Here is a 16196-nt window from a genome sequence, read left to right on the forward strand (position 1 = left end):
GCATGTCGTCGGGGACGGCATAGGCCTTGAGGCTCTTGAACATCAGGCCGTAGCGGCCCTCGGTCGAGCGCCCGAGCTTCACCGCGATGTCCAGCCCCCGCTGGAACGCGGCGTGGCCAGCGGCGCGGCCCGGCGTGCTCAACGCCACGGTTGCGGCGTTGGCCGGCGCGGCGCCCGTGAACGGGCAGACGCCGCCCATCGCGGCGGCCGCGCCGACTCCGGTGAACCCCCGGAGCACACCTCGACGAGAGACGCGGGCGGACTGCGGGGACGTGGGTTGGCTGTCGACCGTCATGGGAAGCTCCGGGGACCGAGGGGCGGAGGTGCCCGCGCAGCGCTGCACGAGGCGTGACCTGCAGCGACACCCTCGGTGGACCAGGTTGGAAAAACCTTGGACCTGCGGTCGGCCGTCAGAGCTGGGACTGCACGCCGGCGAGGAGCTGACGTGCCATCACGATCCGCTGGACCTGGTTGGTGCCCTCGTAGATCTGGGTGATCTTCGCGTCGCGCATCATCCGCTCGACCGGGAAGTCGCGGGTGTAGCCCGCTCCGCCGAACAGCTGCACGGCGTCGGTCGTGACCTCCATCGCCACGTCCGAGGCGTAGCACTTGGCGGCGGCGGTGATGAAGCCGATGTTGGGTTCGCCCCGCTCGGCCTTGGCTGCGGCGACGTAGACCATGTGGCGCGCGGCCTCGATCTTCATCGCCATGTCGGCCAGCATGAACTGGACGCCCTGGAACTCGGCCACGGCCTTGCCGAACTGCTTGCGGTCCTTGACGTACGCGATGGCGGCTTCGAGCGCGCCCTGCGCGATGCCGACGGCCTGCGCGCCGATGGTCGGGCGGGTGTGGTCGAGGGTGCGGAGGGCGGTCTTCAGGCCGGTGCCGGGTTCGCCGATGATCCGGTCCGCCGGGATGGTGCAGTTCTCGAAGTGGATCTCGCGGGTGGGTGAGCCCTTGATGCCGAGCTTGCGCTCCTTGGAACCGACGACGAAGCCGGGGTCGTCCTTGTGGACGACGAACGCGGAGATGCCGTTGGACTTCTTCTCCGCCTTGGGGTCGGTGACCGCCATGACGGTGTACCAGGTGGACTCGCCCGCGTTGGTGATCCAGCACTTGGTGCCGTTGAGCACCCAGTGGTCGCCGTCCAGGAGGGCGCGGGTGCGCATGGAGGCGGTGTCCGAACCGGCCTCGCGCTCGCTCAGCGCGTAGGACGCCATGGCCTCGCCGGAGGCGATGGTCGGCATGACGAGCTGCTTCAGCTCCTCGGACGCGGACAGCAGGATCGGCATGGTGCCGAGCTTGTTGACCGCCGGGATCAGCGAGGACGACGCGCAGACGCGCGCGACCTCCTCGATGACGATGCAGGTGGCGACGGAGTCGGCGCCCTGGCCCTCGTACGCCTCGGGCACGTGCACGGCGGCGAAACCGGACTTGACCAGCGCGTTGAGCGCCTCGACCGGGAAGCGCTCGTTCTCGTCGACGTCGGCCGCGTGGGGCGCGATCTCCTTGTCGGCGAGCGAGCGGACGGCTTCGCGCAGCGCGTCGTGCTCCTCGGCGAGCTGGTACGTGCCGAAGCTCGGGTCCACTTGTTACCTCCCAGTAGGGCCTACTGGGACGATGTTAGCGCGCGTTCACATCCCCGCGCACGGGTGCCTTTCGACACGCCGGAAGGCACCCGTCCGCCGATCAGAGCGCTTTTTGCAGCGCCGCGTCCTTGTCGAGCACCATCCGCTCCAGGTCCGCCTGGAACGCGGCCACGCGCTCCTGGAGCGCCGGATCGGACGCGGCGAGGATGCGCACGGCCAGCAGACCCGCGTTGCGGGCGCCGCCGACGGCCATCGTGGCGACCGGGATGCCCGCGGGCATCTGCACGATCGACAGCAGCGAGTCCATGCCGTCCAGGTACTTCAGCGGCACGGGCACGCCGATGACCGGCAGCACCGTGGTCGAGGCCACCATGCCGGGCAGGTGGGCCGCGCCGCCCGCTCCCGCGATGATCGCCCTGAGGCCACGGCCTGCGGCCGAGCGCGCGTAGTCGATCATCCGCTGCGGGGTCCGGTGCGCCGACACCACGCTGACCTCGTACGGCACGTCGAACTCGGCGAGCGCCTCGGCGGCGGCCTTCATCACCGGCCAGTCCGAGTCGCTTCCCATGATCACGCCGACCTGCGTCACTGCTGCTGCCCTCCGTGGATGTCGTACCCGTCCAGCCACACGCCGTCGGACAGCCAGTGCGCGGCGAGCTTCGCCCGTTCGCGCACGGCGTCCATGCTGTCCCCGAGCAGCGTCACGTGGCCGATCTTGCGGCCCGGCCGCTCCGCCTTGCCGTACAGGTGCACGTGCGCGTCGGGGAACCGGGCGAACAGGTGGTGCAGCCGCTCGTCGGGGCCCATCTTCGGGGCGTCGGCCGCGCCGAGGACGTTGGCCATCACGACGGCGGGGGCAGCCAGGTCGGTCACGCCGAGGGGGTAGTCCAGGACGGCCCGCAGGTGCTGCTCGAACTGCGAGGTGCGCGACCCCTCGATGGTCCAGTGGCCGGAGTTGTGCGGGCGCATGGCCAGCTCGTTCACCACGACGCCGTCCGCGGTCTCGAACAGCTCCACGGCCAGCAGCCCGACGACGCCCAGCTCGTCGGCCACGCGCAGCGCCAGCTCCTGCGCGGCCTCGGCGACACCGGGGTCGACGGACGGCGCGGGCGCCAGGACCTCGACGCAGATGCCGTCGGACTGCACGGTCTCCACCAGCGGCCACGCGGCGCCCTGGCCGAACGGCGAGCGCGCCACCAGCGCGGCCAGCTCGCGGCGCATCGGCACGCACTGCTCGACCATCAGCGGCGTGCCCGCGGCCAGCAGCTCCTCGACCACGGTCTGCGCGCTGTGCGGCGTGTTCAACATCCACACGCCCTTGCCGTCGTAGCCGCCGCGCACGGCCTTCAGCACGCACGGCCAGCCGTGCTCGGCGCCGAACGCGAGCGCGTCCGCAGGGGCGTCCACCTCGGCGAACGGCGGGACGGGCAGCCCGAGTCCGGAGAGCTTGCGGCGCATCACCAGCTTGTCCTGCGCGTGGATCAGCGCGTCGGGACCGGGGTGCACCTTCACCCCCTCGGCGACCAGCGTCCGCAGGTGCTCGCCGGGCACGTGCTCGTGGTCGAAGGTGACCACCTCGCAGCCCTTGGCGAACGCGCGCAGCGCGTCCAGGTCGGTGTGCGTGCCGAGCACGACGTCTCGTGCGACGAGGGCGGCGGGATCGGAGTCGGAGACGGCGAGCACGCGCAACGACTGGCCGAGCGGGATGGCCGCCTGGTGGGTCATGCGGGCGAGCTGGCCGCCGCCGATCATTCCGACAACGGGAAGGCCGGTACGGGAGTCCACGGGACGGTCACTCTACCTGCACAAACGTGGACTCCCGACACCGGCTACACCCGACGGGCCCGCCCGACCCAGTACCAGGCCAGCGCCAGCAGCCCGGCCGCGAGGACGAGGAAGACCCCCGCCTCGATCCACCGGAACAGGTCGAGCCGGTCCACGGGCTGGAAGTCGGCGTAGTGGCCCGCCACCCCGTTGGCCTTGAGGCAGTCGAGCTGCCCCGCCGATCCCACCCGGTCGCCGCAGCCCCAGGCGTCCTGGTAGTCGATCGGGACGCCGTTCGCGTCGGCGTACCCGCTGTCGACGTACAGCGCGTGGTCGGTCACCTGCGACCTGTGGTCGTCGCTCCACGGCTCGAACGTGCGCACCGGTGGCAGGAAGTGCTCGCGCCCCCACTCCATCACCGCGAGCCGCGCGCCGCCGAACACGACCAGCGCGACCGCCATCGACGGCAGGGTCCGCCGGAGCAGGGTGCCCGTCGCCGCACCGAGGGCGAACCCGAAGAGCGCGTAGGAGACCAGCAGTTGCGGAGCGACCTCGAACCAGGTCGTGAACGGCTGGTAGAGCCGGTCGTCGCTCAGCTCGCGGATCTTGTCGACGAGCTGCACCTCGGCCAGCCAGAGCACCGCGGCGAGGCAGGACGCGACGGCTCCGAGCAGCGCCACCTGACCGGTCAGCCAGCGACCGGGCGGGACGTCCTGCCCCCACGCCACGAGTGCCGTCCTGGCCTCGTGCTCGCGCGCCACCAGCGGTGCCCCCCAGAACACCGCGACGGCCGCCCCGAACAGCAGGTTGACGTCCCTGGGCTCCCAGAGCACCCGGAGGACGAAGCCGGGGAGCGACCCCAGCACCGCGTCCGTCCTCGCCCCCGCGAACGCGATCGTCACCGCGGCGGCGACCACCAGGACCGTCGAGACCAGGACCAGCGCCCGGTGCCTCTGCCACGCCACCCGGAGCAGGTCGCCCGTGGTCACCCTCGGCCTCGTCAGCGTCGTCGTCATGCCGATCCCCCCTTGCGCGTGACCGACAGCTGCGCCAGCACGTAGTCCTCCAACGTCACCGGCCGCACCACCCACGGCGCGGACACCGCGGGCGTGGACGGCGTCTTCACCAGGAACAGCGACTGGCCGTCCAAGTGCCTGTCCCACACCACCTCCCCCTCCACCGGGGGTGCGGCGGCCCTCGGTCCCACCAGCATCACGTGCGACGCGAGCAGCTCGTCCAGGTCGCCGCCGACGAGCAGCTTCCCGTGCGCCAGCAGCAGCAGGTGGTCGGCGACACCGGCCAGCTCGGTGACGATGTGCGTCGACAGGACCACCGTCGTGCCCGACTCGGCGACCTCGCCCAGCAGTTCGCGCATCACCTCGGTGCGCGCCAACGGGTCCAGGTCCGCGAGCGGCTCGTCGAGCAGCAGCAGCGTCGGCCGCGACCCGATCGCCACGGCCAGCGCGACCTGCGTGCGCTGCCCACCGGAGAGCTTCCCGCAGCGGCGGTCCAGCGGAACGCCGAACCGCGTGAGCCACGCCTCCGCCCGCGCCTGGTCCCAGACCAGGTTCAGCCGCGCACCCAGCCGGAGCATCTCCACGGGCGTGAGGTGCTTGTACACCGGCTTCTCCTGCGACACGAACGCCACCCGCTCGTCCGGCCGCAGCGACACCCGCCCCGCGTCCGCCCTCAACAGTCCGGAGAGGACGGTCAGCAGCGTCGTCTTGCCCGCGCCGTTCGCACCCACCAGCGCGGCGACCCTGCCCGCGGGCAGGTCGAAGGTGCAGTCCTCCAGCGCCACCGACCTCCCGTACCTCTTGCCCAGCCCCCGCACGGCGATGCCTGCGGTTCCCACCACGGCGGTCGTCATGGCACCTCGATCCTCTCCCCCTCGGCGAGCACCGACCCGACCAGCGCGTCGATGTCCTCGTTCTCCAGTCCGGCCGCGCGCGCCTCGTCGACCCAGCCGACCAGCCCGGTGCGCAGCCGCTCCATCACCTCGGGACCGACCGATCCCAGGGTGGCCCTCACGAACGTCCCCGAGCCCTGCCTCGCCTCCACCAGGCCCGCTCTCTCCAACTCGCGGTAGGCCTTCAGCACGGTGTTCGCGTTCACCCCGCTGCTCGCGACGACGTCGCGAACCGTCGGAAGCCGGTTCCCCGGCTCCAGCCAGCCGAGCCGCAACGCCTCCCGGACCTGCCGGACGAGCTGGAGGTACGCCGGGAGCCCGCTCGCCTTGTCGATGCGGAACTCGACCACGCCACCCTCCTCGAACAATTGTGTTACTCGACTAAGACACTAGCTAACTGGATCACTTGATCACGTGTCAAGGCCGGCAACGGCGAACGCCCGCCGCTCCGAGGAGCGACGGGCGTCCGGGCGGGGTGGGAGGTGCTGGACAGGGGGTGCAGCACCCGGTGGGTCATCGCCCCCGCGAGCGGTGTCAGCGGGCCAGTGCGGTGATGAGCGCGCACGCGTCCTGGTGGGTCGCGGGGAGGTGTTCCGACCAGACCTTGGCGGGACCGGTGGGTCTCACGTGCGGGTCGACGGCCAGGCGGTCGGCGGCCAGCACGCGCAGGGTGGAGATCCGCTGCGCCAGCGACGCGTCGCGGCGGGTGAGCACGACCGCGACGGACGGGCCGATCGTCGCCAGGGTCTCGCCGCCGTCGAAGACCACCCGCAGCACGTCCGAGAGCAGGGTCATCGCGACCACGCGCGACCAGCCGGTGGCGCGGGTCAGGTCGAGCGCGACCAGCACGAGCGCGTAGCCCTCGTCGGGGGCCACCGGTTCGCGGTACAGCTCACCCAGCCGGGTGCGCAGGTAGCCGCGGGTGGCGAGCCCGGTCAGCGGGTCCTCCGCGCCGCGGTCGACCGCCTCCTCGGTGAGGACGTCGGCCCAGCCCGACGCGGTCAGCCGCAGCATCCGGGCGGGCAGGGCGTCGACGTCCGGGGCGACCATGCCGCCACCGCCGTCGAGGACCGCGTGCAGCGCGGCCAGGTCGAGCAGGGTCTCCCCGAGACCCGCACCGGCCTCGGCGCGGGCCCGCCCGAGCCTGATCAGGGCGTCGTCGGGGTCGATCGTGTCGACCATCGCGGCGCAGACCTCGTCGACCTCCCGCAGCTGCCAGTCGCCGGGGAAGGCCCAGCCCGCCGCGAGGCTGGCCGTGCGCCACCTGGACTTCAAGACGCGTTCCGCCTGTGCGACAGCCACGTGGGTCGTCTCCCCTCCCGGTCGGTTCACTACGACGGGACGCGGCGGGCGGTGCTCCGTGACGGGATTTCACCCAACCAGTCGAGGGCCTTGAGGTGACGCAGCGCTACGTCGTGAGTCACACTGGCCGCTGCGAGGGAGGAAATACGTGGCGACCGTTCCTGCTGACGTCCAGGGACCGAGCGACGCGGAGCTGATCGGCTCCGTGCGCGGCGGGAAGATCGACGCCTACGGCGAGCTGTACGAACGCCACGTTTCGGCGGCCTACAACCTGGCCCGCCAGCTCGCCCGTTCCACGGCCGAGGCGGACGATCTGGTGTCCGAGGCGTTCGCCAAGGTGTTGGACACTCTCCGTGGTGGCCGGGGTCCGGACTCGGCCTTCCGCGCCTACCTCCTGACCGCTCTGCGGCACACCGCCTACGACAAGACCCGCCGCGACAAGAAGGTGGAGCTGTCCGACGACGTCTCCGCCGTGTCCGGGGTGTCGACCGAGGCGGTGAGCGTGCCGTTCAGCGACACCGCCGTGGCGGGCCTGGAGCGGTCGATGGCCGCGCAGGCGTTCGCCAGGCTGCCCGAGCGCTGGCAGACGGTGCTGTGGCACACCGAGATCGAGGGCCAGTCGCCCGCCGACGTCGCCCCGCTCCTCGGGCTGACCGCCAACGGCGTGTCCGCGCTCGCCTACCGCGCCCGCGAGGGCCTGCGCCAGGCCTACCTCCAGGTGCACCTGACCGAGTCCACGTCCGACCGCTGCCGCGCCACCGTGGACAAGCTGGGCGCGTGGACCCGCGGCGGCCTGTCCAAGCGCGAGACCACCCAGGTCGAAGCCCACCTAGACGAGTGCGACCGCTGCCGCGCGCTGGCCGCTGAGCTGGTCGACGTCAACGGCTCGCTGCGCGCGGTCGTCGCGCCGCTGGTCCTCGGCATCGGGTTCACCGGCTACCTGGCCGCGGCCGGAGCGGGCAAGGCCGTCGCCGTGACGGCGGCGGCGGGCGCCGCCGGAGCGGGCGGCGCGGCGGGCGCGCTGGGCTCGCTGCCCCGGCAGCTGTTCGGCGTGGCCGCCTCGGGCGCAGCGCTCGCGGTCGCCGTCGCGATCGGCCTGACGGCCGGTGGCGGCCAGGAACTCCCGGCCGTCGCCGAACCGCCCCCCGTCGTGACCAGCCAGCCCGCGGTGCCGCCCCCGCCCGCGCAGCCGGTCGTGCCACCACCCCCCGCCGTCCCACCACCCGCCCCCGCGCCGCGGCCGGACCCGCCGTCACCGGCTCCGCCCGCCCCCGCCCCCGCCCCGGCTCCCACGCCACCGGCCGAGCCCCCCGCCGAACCGCCGCGGCCGACACCAGCGACCCTCGTGCCGACGGTGCCCAGCGGGTTCACGCTCGTCCCCGGCGAGGCCCCCAAGGCGCTGCCGATCACCATCCGCAACACCGGCGAGTCCGCGTCGGAACCGGCAGGCACCGCGCTGACCCTGCCGCCCGGCGTGCGCTCGGTCGGCCCCGTCGGCTCGTTCGGCGGCGCCCGCCTGCTGGCCCTCGACGGCGTGCCCGAGCAGTCGGTCACCTGCCCCGCGGGCACCGGCGTCGTCGCCTGCGCGACCACGCGGGGCATCGCCCCCGGCGGCACGGCCACGTTCGTCTTCAACCTCCAGGCCGACGGCTCGGGCACCGGTGGCGTGATCACCGGCACGGTCACCGCGGGCGCGACGCTGTCCGTCCAGGTGACGGTCACCGTCGAGGTCCAGCCGGTGCGCGACGACCTCACCCTGACCGTCGGCAAGTGGCACGAGCTGTTCTGGGACCCGCGCCTGGACGTGACGGTGCGCAACACCGGCACGAACGCGGGCCTGATGACGCTCACCCTCACGACCGACGACGACATCGTGCTCGTCGCGCCGCACACGGGCTGCTCGGTCCGGCCGCACCGCGTCGAGTGCCGCGCCGAGCTCCAGCGCGACGGCACCTACCGGATGTCCGCGTGGGCGTTCGGCCTGCCGTTCCGCGGCGGCACCGTGCGCGTCACCGCCACCCTCGGCACGGCGACCAGGACCGTCGACGTGCCGGTCTCGCTGCTCCCCGGCGGCCACCCACCCGTGCACCCACCGCTGGACCCGCCGACCACGCCCCCCACCACCACGACGACGGTCCCACCCACGACCACCACCAGCACCGAGCCCGAGGCCACCACTCCGCCCGCCACCACGGACCCGTCGACGACCCGGCCCGCCGAACCGACGGTCCCGGAGGAGCCCGTCACCACGACGACCCCGCCGCCGGTCACGACCACCGAGCCCCCGCCGACCACGACGCAGCCGCCCACCAGCACACCCCCGCCCACCCCGACGACACCGCCGTGCCACCCCAGGCCCCCGTGGTGGCCGCCTGCGCTGGGCGACCTGCTGCCGGGCTACTGCCAGACCCCTCCGTAGTCAGTCGATCACGCATCCGTAAACTGCCCCGGTGCTGCCAGCCGTACGCCGGGCCTTGGGCCGTCTGCCGGAACCCCTCCGCTTCCTGCTGAACAAGCACCGCGAGCTGATCAGGTTCGCGGTCGTGGGCGGAACAACGTTCCTCGTGGACAACGGCGTCTGGTACGCCCTGAAGCTCACCGTGCTCCAGGAGAAGGTCGTCACGGCCAAGGCCATCGGCATCCTGGTGGCGGTCATCGCGTCGTACGTGCTGAGCCGCGAGTGGTCGTTCCACACCCGCGGGGGTCGCGAACGTCACCACGAGGCAGCCCTGTTCTTCCTCGTGAGCGGCGCCTCGGTGGGGCTGAACCTGCTGCCGCTCTGGATCTCACGCCACCTCCTCGGCCTCCAGCACCCCGCGGTTTCGCTGGTCACCGAGGAGATCGCCGACTTCGCCAGCGGCTCGATCATCGGCATGCTCGTCGCGACCGCGTTCAAGTTCTGGGCCATGAGGAAGTGGGTCTTCCCCCAGGCCGACGCCCGCCCGGATGTCGTCCGAGCGACCAGGCGGCTGCGGGTGGTGACCGGAACCGAGGACCGCGAGGTGGCCTGACCTGCGTCTTAGGCCGATCTCCGTACACTGCTTGGGTGTCCGTAGTCGAAAATGTGGTCCTCCGGTTCCCGGAACCGTTCCGCTCGCTGGCCCTGAAGCACCGCGAACTCCTGAAGTTCGCCGTGGTCGGAGGCACCTGCTTCATCATCGACACGGCCATCTTCATCGGCTTGAAGTCGACCGTCCTCACGGACAAACCGGTCACCGCGAAGATCATCGCCACCCTGGTGGCCACCATCGTGTCGTACGTGCTCAACCGCGAGTGGTCGTTCCGCACCAGGGGTGGCCGCGAACGCCACCACGAGGCCCTGCTGTTCTTCTTGATCAACGGCGTGGGCATCGCCCTGAACTCGCTACCGCTCTACGTCTCGCGCTACCTCTTCGACCTGCAAGAGCCCCACGTGAGCCGCTTGGTGGAAGAAGTCGCCGACTTCGCCAGCGCCCAGATCATCGGCACGCTGATCGCGATGGCCTTCCGCTGGTACGGCTACAAGAAGTGGGTCTTCCCAGAAGCAGACGCCCGCCCCCGCAAGGGCCAGGGAACGCCGGCGGAGATCGCGGAGGACGTGGAGGGCCTGGGCCACAGCTAGGGCTGGGGGTGGGGCTGGGACCGACCGAGCAGGCACGCGCACCCGACCCGCACCCACCGGCGCGAGACCACGACAACTCACCGGGGCGAGTGGTCCGTGCGCCAGGCCACCCCCACCACGTCCTGAGCCTTGGGCACGGGCAGGAACACCGAGAACGTGGCAGGCCGAGCCGTGGACAGCTCCAGCCGCCCGCCGTCCGCGTCCACCAGGGCCCTGGCCAACGACAACCCCACCCCCGTGGACCCGCCCCCGGACACCCCGCGCTCGAAGATGTGCCCGGCCAGCTCGTCCGGCACCCCGGCACCCCCGTCGCTCACCTCCACCACGATCGCCGACTCGTCACTGCGAGCCGACAGCACCACGGACCCCTCCCCGTGCCGCAGGGCGTTGTCCAGCAGCACCCCGATCGCCTCCCGCAGCCGCCCCGGTGTGGCGCGGGCCAGCATCCCCTCCGGCACGCGCACCTTGAGCGCCCGCCCCTCACCCTTCAGCGGCTCCCGCCACTCCTCGGCGATGGCGGTCAGCTCGGCCCGCAGGTCCAACGGCTCCGCGTCCACCGACCGAGCGGCCCGCGCGGCGGCGAGCAGTTCGTCCAGCACCTCGGCCAGCCGTTCGGCCTGCTCCAGCGCCGCCCCGGCCTCGGCGGCCGTCTCCGGCTCGTCGTGGTCGGCCAACGCCTCCAACCGCAGCTGCAACGCCGTCAACCGGCTCCGGAGCTGGTGGGACACGTCGCCGACCAGCTCCCGCTCCCGCTGCACCAGCAGCGCCAACGCCGCCGCGGACGTGTCCAGCGCCTCGGACACCAGGTCCAGCTCGGCGACGCCGTGCCGCCGGTCGTCGTTGCGGAAGTCCCCCGCCCCCAGCCTGGCGGCGCGCGCCGCGACGTGCCCCAGCGGCTGCGACAGCTTCCGCGCGGTGACCGTGGCGACGACGGTCCCGGTCGCGACGGACAGCACGAGCAGCAGCAGCACCGACACCGCGACCTGCGCCTGCTGGGTGCGCATCGGACCGGACGGCATCTCCAGCCGCACGATCCCGCCCTGCGCGATCGGCACCTCCTCCGACAGCACGTCCGAGCCCAGGTCCGGGCCCAGCTCCTGCTCGCCGGAGTTCGAGCGGACGTACAGGTGGGCGCCCTGCGGGATCGCGACCTGCACCGTCTCCAACGAGACGGGCGAGCCCGCGGCGATCTGGTCGTCGAGCGCGGCGGCTATCCGCCGGGCGCTCGCGGCCAGGTCGGAGTGGGCGCCGTCGTCGACGAGCTGCAAGGCCGACCACCCCAACGGGATGCCCAGCACGAACCCGGTGACGGCGACCGCGAGCATGATCGCCCGCATGATCCGGGTGCGCACTAGTCCGCGTTGAACCGGAAGCCGACACCGCGAACGGTCGCGATCCGCTTCTCGACCGACTTCAACGTCCCGTCGCCGAGCTTCCGGCGCAACCACGACATGTGCATGTCCAGCGTCTTGCTGCCCTTCAGCTCAGGGTCGTTCCAGACCTCGGACAGGATCTCGTCGCGGTTCACCACCTGCCCGGACCGCTGCATCAGCACCCGCAGCAGCTCGAACTCCTTGTTGGCCAACTGCACCTCCCGCCCGTCCACGGTCACCCGCCGCGCGGCCAGGTCCATCCGCACGCCGTTGACCTCCAGCGTTCCCGGAGCCCGCCGCCGCAGCAGGGCCCGGATGCGGGCCATCAGCTCGGCCAGCCGGAACGGCTTGGCGACGTAGTCGTCCGCCCCCGCGTCCAGCCCGACGACGAAGTCGACCTCGTCCGACCGGGCCGTCAGCATCAGCACGGGCACGCCGCGCCCGCCGGACCGGAGTCTTCGGCACACCTCCAGACCGTCCATCCCCGGCAGTCCGAGGTCGAGCACCAGCAGGTCGATGCCCCCGGCGACGGCCAGTTCCAGCGCGCTCGGCCCGTCGTTCACGACGTGCACGGCGTAGCCCTCGCGCTGAAGCGCGCGGGACAGTGGATCGGCGATCGCCGGGTCATCCTCGGCCAACAAGACCACGCTCACGAAACCCACCCTAGGCCTGGCACGATGCGGCGTGTGGAGAGCTACGAGAGTGATCTTGATCTTGCCAGGCTGCTGGCCGACGCGGCCGACGTGATCACGACGTCCCGATTCCGCGCGCTGGACCTCGTCGTGGACCGCAAACCGGACCGCACGCCGGTCACGGACGCCGACACGGCCGTCGAGGACGCGGTGCGGGTCCTGCTGGCCGAGCACCGCCCGGACGACGCCGTCGCGGGCGAGGAACGCGGCGGCGAGGTCGGCGCGGGCCGCACCTGGGTGCTCGACCCGATCGACGGCACGAAGAACTTCCTCCGGGGCGTCCCGGCCTGGGCGACCCTGATCGCGCTGGTGGAGGACGGCACGCCCGTCGTCGGCATGATCAGCGCCCCCGCGCTCGGCCGCCGCTGGTGGGCCGCGTCGGGGACGGGCGCGTACTCGTCGGACACGTTCGGCGTGCGGCGCCTCGCGGTGTCCCGCGTGGCCAACCTGGAGGACGCGTACCTGACCACGACGCACTTCGGTTCGTGGGCGGAGCACCACTCGCAGGACGCCTACCTGGCGCTGATGGACGCCACCTGGGAGAACCGGGCGTTCGGCGACTTCTGGTCGCACTGCCTGGTCGCCGAGGGCGCGATGGACATCGCCGCCGAGGCGATCGTGAACCCGTGGGACGTCGCCGCCGCGCAGGTCCTCATCACCGAGGCCGGTGGCCGGTTCAGCGACCTCAAGGGCGTCGAGCGCTACGACCGGGGCAGCGCGCTCTCCACGAACGGGCTGCTGCACGACGAGGCGCTCAGGGTGCTTGGGGGCTGAGCACGCCGACCGCGCCGCGCGCGACCTGCGCCCACACGAGCCTGCCGAACAGGTAGTGGCAGGCCACGTCCTCGCTGCTGAACCGGGCCCAGTCGTACCGGTTGCCCTGCTCCCGCCAGAACACCTCCCAGCCGTCACCCCCGCGGGTGAGGCACCAGGTGTTGTCGGCCTCGGACCCGATCGACACGACCTCGTCGGGCACGCCGACGGAACGCAGCCAGCCTGCCAGCGCCTCGGTGTTCATGTCAGCTCCATGAGGTAGCCCAGCGCGACCAGGTCGGCCACGGGGTAGGTCGTGCGGTAGCGGGTGCCGCCGCCGGGTTGGCCGAACCAGCCGACGGAGATCGTGCGCCACACCGGGACCGGGCGGCTGACGACGTAGCGGCGGTAACCGGCGGCGAGGTCGGTGGGCGGCAGCGACCGGCAGGCGAACCTCGTGCCCGCGGCGGCCAGCACCCGGCCCTCGGGGGTGCCGAAGCGGTCGACCTCGGTGCCGGCGGGCAGCACGTCGGGCCTGCCGGCCTCGTAGCCGCCCTCGGGGAACACCGCGGCGGGTGGCCAGGTGTGCTCCAGCGGGTCGGCGCGGCGGACGAACCGGGCGTCCCACTCCCGTTCGTGCAGGCCTGCCTGGGGGTCGTAGCCGTCGGTCAGGTTCCGCACCAGCGGGTGGTCCGGTGCCAGCGCGCGCGGCACGGGGCGCGGCTGGGAGGCGGAGGCGTCGACCAGGTCGGCGTGCGGGTGGTCCCGCGGCGCGAACCGCAGGCCGTCCACGTGGTCGACCTCGGGTGCGGACGGCTCGACCTGCCTGCTCGGGCGGACGCTGGGCCGCGCGTCCGCACCGCTGGGGAACGCGCGGAAGTAGAAGAACCCGACCAGCGCGCCCACCGGGTCCTCCGGCTTCCTCAGCTCCTTGCCCGTCGCGGCGGGGGAGGACGTCTGCTGCGGCTGAGCGGCGGTCGACTTCTGCTCGGCGACCTTCTGCTCGGCCCGCTGCTGGCTGGTCTGCTCCCCGGCCCGCTGTTCTCCTGACCGGTGCTCCCCGGCCCGGTGCTCCCCGGCCCGCTGCTCCCCTGACCGCTGCTGGCCGGGGTCGGCCGAACGCTGCCCGGTCGCCGGGTCCCCGAGCCGCTGGGACACCGGCGGATCGGTGCGCTGCACGGCACCCACCACCGCCGCTCCCGCCGCCGGGGCGGCGGGAGCGCCCGGAGCCGCGGGCGTGAAACCGGGGGCCTGGGCCGGAGCCTGCGCTGCGGGCGCGGGCGCCTGCTGCGCCGGGGCCTGCGGCTGGGCACCGAGGTCGGCGGGCAGCAGCGGCCGGTCGACCAGGGTCGCCGCGGACTGCGCCACCGTGCTGTCGGTGGCGCTCACCAGCGGCTGGACCGGCGGCACGGCACCGAGGTCGACGGCTGGGGCGGGGGCCACGACGGGAGCACCCGGCGCGGCGACGACGGGAGCGACCCCGGCCACCACGGGCGCGGCGACGGCCGGGACCACCTGTTCCACCGGCGCGACAACCGGCTCGACCACGGCGGGCACGACTCCGGACACGACGCCCGCCACGGGCTCGGTCACACCGGACACCACGTCCGCCACGGGCCCGGTCACGCCGGACACGGGCCCGGTCACGCCGGACACCACGCCCGCCACGGGCTCGGTCACACCCGACACCACACCGGTCACCGGCCCGGTCACGGCGGGCACGACGTCCGCCACCACCGGCAGCGCACCGGTCACCGGCGCCAGCGCACCGGGCACGGCACCCGTCACGGCGGGCACGACACCCGCGACCGGCGCGGCCACGGCCCCGACGGTCCGGTCGACCACGCCGCCGACGGTGTCGAGCAGCCCACCGCCGTGCCCGTGCGAGCCGGGGTTGGCGTTGACCGGCGGGGTGGTCGCGCCGACGTCGACACCGCTGTCCAGCCGCACCGACGCGGCCAGGGTGTTCGCCAGGTTCGCGACGTTCGCCGTCGCACCGGCCAGCGCGGTCTCCAGACCGAGCAGCGCGGTCGGGTGCCCCGCCGCGGCGGCCGACTGGGCGGCGTCGTTGTTCTTGGCCAGGTTGACCAGTTCGCGGACCAGCTCCACCTTGGCGGCGCCGATCTGCTCGGCCCCGTGCTCCAGCCGGTCGGCGGCGGCGTGGCAGCCCTTGGCCGCGGTGTTCAGGTCGCCGTCCGGCGCGACCACGCCGTTCCAGTGCGCGCGGGCCGCGTCGCCGGTCGCTCCGCTGATCCCGGAGAGCGCCTTGGTCGCGGAACCGTCGGATTCGCCCGCCAGGCCGGTGATGCGGTTGCCCGCGTCCCGCCAGGCCGCGGCCGACGCGCGCATCGCGTCCTCGTCGGCCTCCGGCCAGGTGACGCCCGCCTTCGCGGCGACCTCGACGAGTTCCGGTGGAAGTTGGATGCCCATCGTCGCGCCCCTCAGCTCCGGACGTCGCGCAGCGAACCCGCGGCGCCGCCGTCGACCCGGCCGTACGTCTGCGCGGTGGCGGCGAAGCGCTCGCCGACCCCGCCGAACCGGGCGGACAGCCCGGTGACCCCGGCCAGCGCCTCGTCGGCCTTGACCACGTGGCCGCTCGCGAAGCTCCGGCCGATCGCGTCGGACCCCCAGCAGGCGCCGAGCGGGTCGAGCACGCCGGACAGGTCCGAGAGGATCCCGCCCGCGCGCTCGGCGAACCCGGTGAACTCGCCCGCGCCCTCGGTCAGCCGGGCCAGGTCGGCCTCGAAGCCGCTCATCGCGTCCTCCCCAAGTCGTCCATCCAGGTGTCGCGCAGCGCGAAGTCGTCCTCCTCGGGCGCTCGGCGCTTCGGCGGAGGAGGCGGCGGGGCGATCTCCTCGGGGGTGAGGTCCGCGGTGCCGCGCACGAGTGCCGCCGGGTCGGTGTCCGCGGGCAGCACGGGCGCCAGGGTGCGGTAGGTCCGCTCGGCCGCCACCGCCGCGGCGGCCTCGGTGGTGCGGAGGATCAGCTCGGCGAGCTGAGCGGGCCGGTGCGCGCGGTAGGCGTTGTCGGCCAGCACCAGCTCCGTCAGCGTGCCGCCCGTGCCGACGGTCGCGGTGACCGTGCCGTCCGGACTGGTCGCCGACGCCGTGATGCCCGCCAGGTCGCGCTGCACGGACGCCAACTGGTCGCGGCTGCGCCGGTAGTCGGCGAGCAGCTCCTCGACCTGGCCCCGGTGATCTGACGTCACGGCCA

17 protein-coding genes and 1 pseudogene are annotated in these 16196 nt (G+C 73.2%); 4 read left to right on the forward strand and 14 right to left on the reverse strand.

Translation table 11 applies throughout. The annotated features are described in order from the left end of the window. The 8 genes and pseudogenes from AC156L_RS31575 to AC156L_RS31610 all read right to left on the reverse strand — a co-directional run. Window positions 1-295: pseudogene (locus AC156L_RS31575) on the reverse strand (hypothetical protein); the annotation flags it as partial. 115 nt (window positions 296-410) lie between these two features. After that, on the reverse strand, window positions 411-1589 hold the full coding sequence (locus AC156L_RS31580) for an acyl-CoA dehydrogenase (protein WP_484407549.1): 1179 nt from the start codon (window positions 1587-1589) through the stop codon (window positions 411-413). Between the two features lie 100 nt (window positions 1590-1689). After that, window positions 1690-2178 (reverse strand): 5-(carboxyamino)imidazole ribonucleotide mutase, encoded by a 489-nt coding sequence (purE, locus tag AC156L_RS31585; protein ID WP_330879216.1) that lies wholly within the window; start codon window positions 2176-2178, stop codon window positions 1690-1692. Next, entirely contained in the window at window positions 2175-3374 is a 1200-nt protein-coding gene (locus tag AC156L_RS31590; protein WP_330879215.1) for a 5-(carboxyamino)imidazole ribonucleotide synthase, read from the reverse strand. Before AC156L_RS31590 ends, purE begins: the two co-directional genes overlap by 4 nt. Before the next feature lie 44 nt (window positions 3375-3418). Further along, a complete protein-coding gene (locus AC156L_RS31595; RefSeq protein ID WP_330879214.1) occupies window positions 3419-4369 on the reverse strand; it encodes a hypothetical protein in 951 nt (316 codons plus the stop codon). Continuing rightward, entirely contained in the window at window positions 4366-5223 is an 858-nt protein-coding gene (locus AC156L_RS31600) for an ABC transporter ATP-binding protein (RefSeq protein ID WP_484407551.1), read from the reverse strand. The genes AC156L_RS31595 and AC156L_RS31600 overlap by 4 nt, the downstream gene beginning before the upstream one ends. After that, a complete protein-coding gene (locus AC156L_RS31605; RefSeq protein ID WP_330879212.1) occupies window positions 5220-5612 on the reverse strand; it encodes a GntR family transcriptional regulator in 393 nt (130 codons plus the stop codon). The genes AC156L_RS31600 and AC156L_RS31605 overlap by 4 nt, the downstream gene beginning before the upstream one ends. A 184-nt stretch (window positions 5613-5796) precedes the next feature. Then, window positions 5797-6564 (reverse strand): nucleotidyl cyclase domain-containing protein, encoded by a 768-nt coding sequence (locus AC156L_RS31610; protein ID WP_330879211.1) that lies wholly within the window; start codon window positions 6562-6564, stop codon window positions 5797-5799. Between the two features lie 148 nt (window positions 6565-6712). Between AC156L_RS31610 and AC156L_RS31615 the strand changes: the two genes are divergently transcribed. From AC156L_RS31615 to AC156L_RS31625, 3 genes are read left to right on the forward strand one after another with little or no spacing between them, the layout of a single operon-like run. Continuing rightward, entirely contained in the window at window positions 6713-8983 is a 2271-nt protein-coding gene (locus tag AC156L_RS31615) for a sigma-70 family RNA polymerase sigma factor (protein WP_330879210.1), read from the forward strand. A 34-nt stretch (window positions 8984-9017) separates the two neighbouring features. Beyond that, window positions 9018-9575, forward strand: a complete 558-nt coding sequence (locus AC156L_RS31620; RefSeq protein WP_330879255.1) for a GtrA family protein — start codon at window positions 9018-9020, stop codon at window positions 9573-9575. A gap of 35 nt (window positions 9576-9610) precedes the next feature. After that, on the forward strand, window positions 9611-10165 hold the full coding sequence (locus AC156L_RS31625) for a GtrA family protein (protein ID WP_330879209.1): 555 nt from the start codon (window positions 9611-9613) through the stop codon (window positions 10163-10165). Window positions 10166-10242: 77 nt separating this feature from the next. Here the strand turns inward: AC156L_RS31625 and AC156L_RS31630 are convergent, their stop codons facing one another. Both AC156L_RS31630 and AC156L_RS31635 read right to left on the reverse strand, forming a co-directional pair. Next, window positions 10243-11517: an ATP-binding protein gene (locus AC156L_RS31630; protein WP_330879208.1), complete on the reverse strand. Its 1275-nt coding sequence runs from the start codon at window positions 11515-11517 to the stop codon at window positions 10243-10245. Then, window positions 11517-12191, reverse strand: a complete 675-nt coding sequence (locus tag AC156L_RS31635) for a response regulator transcription factor (protein WP_330879206.1) — start codon at window positions 12189-12191, stop codon at window positions 11517-11519. Before AC156L_RS31635 ends, AC156L_RS31630 begins: the two co-directional genes overlap by 1 nt. 33 nt (window positions 12192-12224) lie before the next feature. Between AC156L_RS31635 and hisN the strand changes: the two genes are divergently transcribed. Continuing rightward, window positions 12225-13004: a histidinol-phosphatase gene (hisN, locus tag AC156L_RS31640; protein ID WP_414720041.1), complete on the forward strand. Its 780-nt coding sequence runs from the start codon at window positions 12225-12227 to the stop codon at window positions 13002-13004. Here hisN and AC156L_RS31645 read toward each other — a convergent pair. Genes AC156L_RS31645 through AC156L_RS31660 form a run of 4 tightly spaced genes read right to left on the reverse strand, consistent with a single transcriptional unit; the run spans window position 12985 to window position 16191 of the window. Then, window positions 12985-13248, reverse strand: coding sequence for a hypothetical protein (locus tag AC156L_RS31645; RefSeq protein ID WP_330879204.1), 264 nt, complete (start codon window positions 13246-13248; stop codon window positions 12985-12987). The two genes, hisN and AC156L_RS31645, sit on opposite strands and share 20 nt — an antisense overlap. After that, a complete protein-coding gene (locus tag AC156L_RS31650; RefSeq protein ID WP_484407552.1) occupies window positions 13245-15413 on the reverse strand; it encodes a TNT domain-containing protein in 2169 nt (722 codons plus the stop codon). Before AC156L_RS31650 ends, AC156L_RS31645 begins: the two co-directional genes overlap by 4 nt. An 11-nt stretch (window positions 15414-15424) precedes the next feature. Then, entirely contained in the window at window positions 15425-15739 is a 315-nt protein-coding gene (locus AC156L_RS31655) for a WXG100 family type VII secretion target (RefSeq protein ID WP_330879202.1), read from the reverse strand. Next, on the reverse strand, window positions 15736-16191 hold the full coding sequence (locus AC156L_RS31660; RefSeq protein ID WP_330879201.1) for a YbaB/EbfC family nucleoid-associated protein: 456 nt from the start codon (window positions 16189-16191) through the stop codon (window positions 15736-15738). The genes AC156L_RS31655 and AC156L_RS31660 overlap by 4 nt, the downstream gene beginning before the upstream one ends. Between the last annotated feature and the right edge of the window lie 5 nt (window positions 16192-16196).

This window comes from Umezawaea sp. (assembly GCF_057122925.1).

Excerpts from the sequence above, each read along its gene's own strand:
- AC156L_RS31595 (WP_330879214.1), bottom strand. The coding sequence starts at position 4,369 with ATGACGACGACGCTGACGAGGCCGAGGGTGACCACGGGCGACCTGCTC.
- AC156L_RS31600 (WP_484407551.1), bottom strand. The coding sequence starts at position 5,223 with ATGACGACCGCCGTGGTGGGAACCGCAGGCATCGCCGTGCGGGGGCTG.
- AC156L_RS31645 (WP_330879204.1), bottom strand. The coding sequence starts at position 13,248 with ATGAACACCGAGGCGCTGGCAGGCTGGCTGCGTTCCGTCGGCGTGCCC.
- AC156L_RS31650 (WP_484407552.1), bottom strand. The coding sequence starts at position 15,413 with ATGGGCATCCAACTTCCACCGGAACTCGTCGAGGTCGCCGCGAAGGCG.
- AC156L_RS31655 (WP_330879202.1), bottom strand. The coding sequence starts at position 15,739 with ATGAGCGGCTTCGAGGCCGACCTGGCCCGGCTGACCGAGGGCGCGGGC.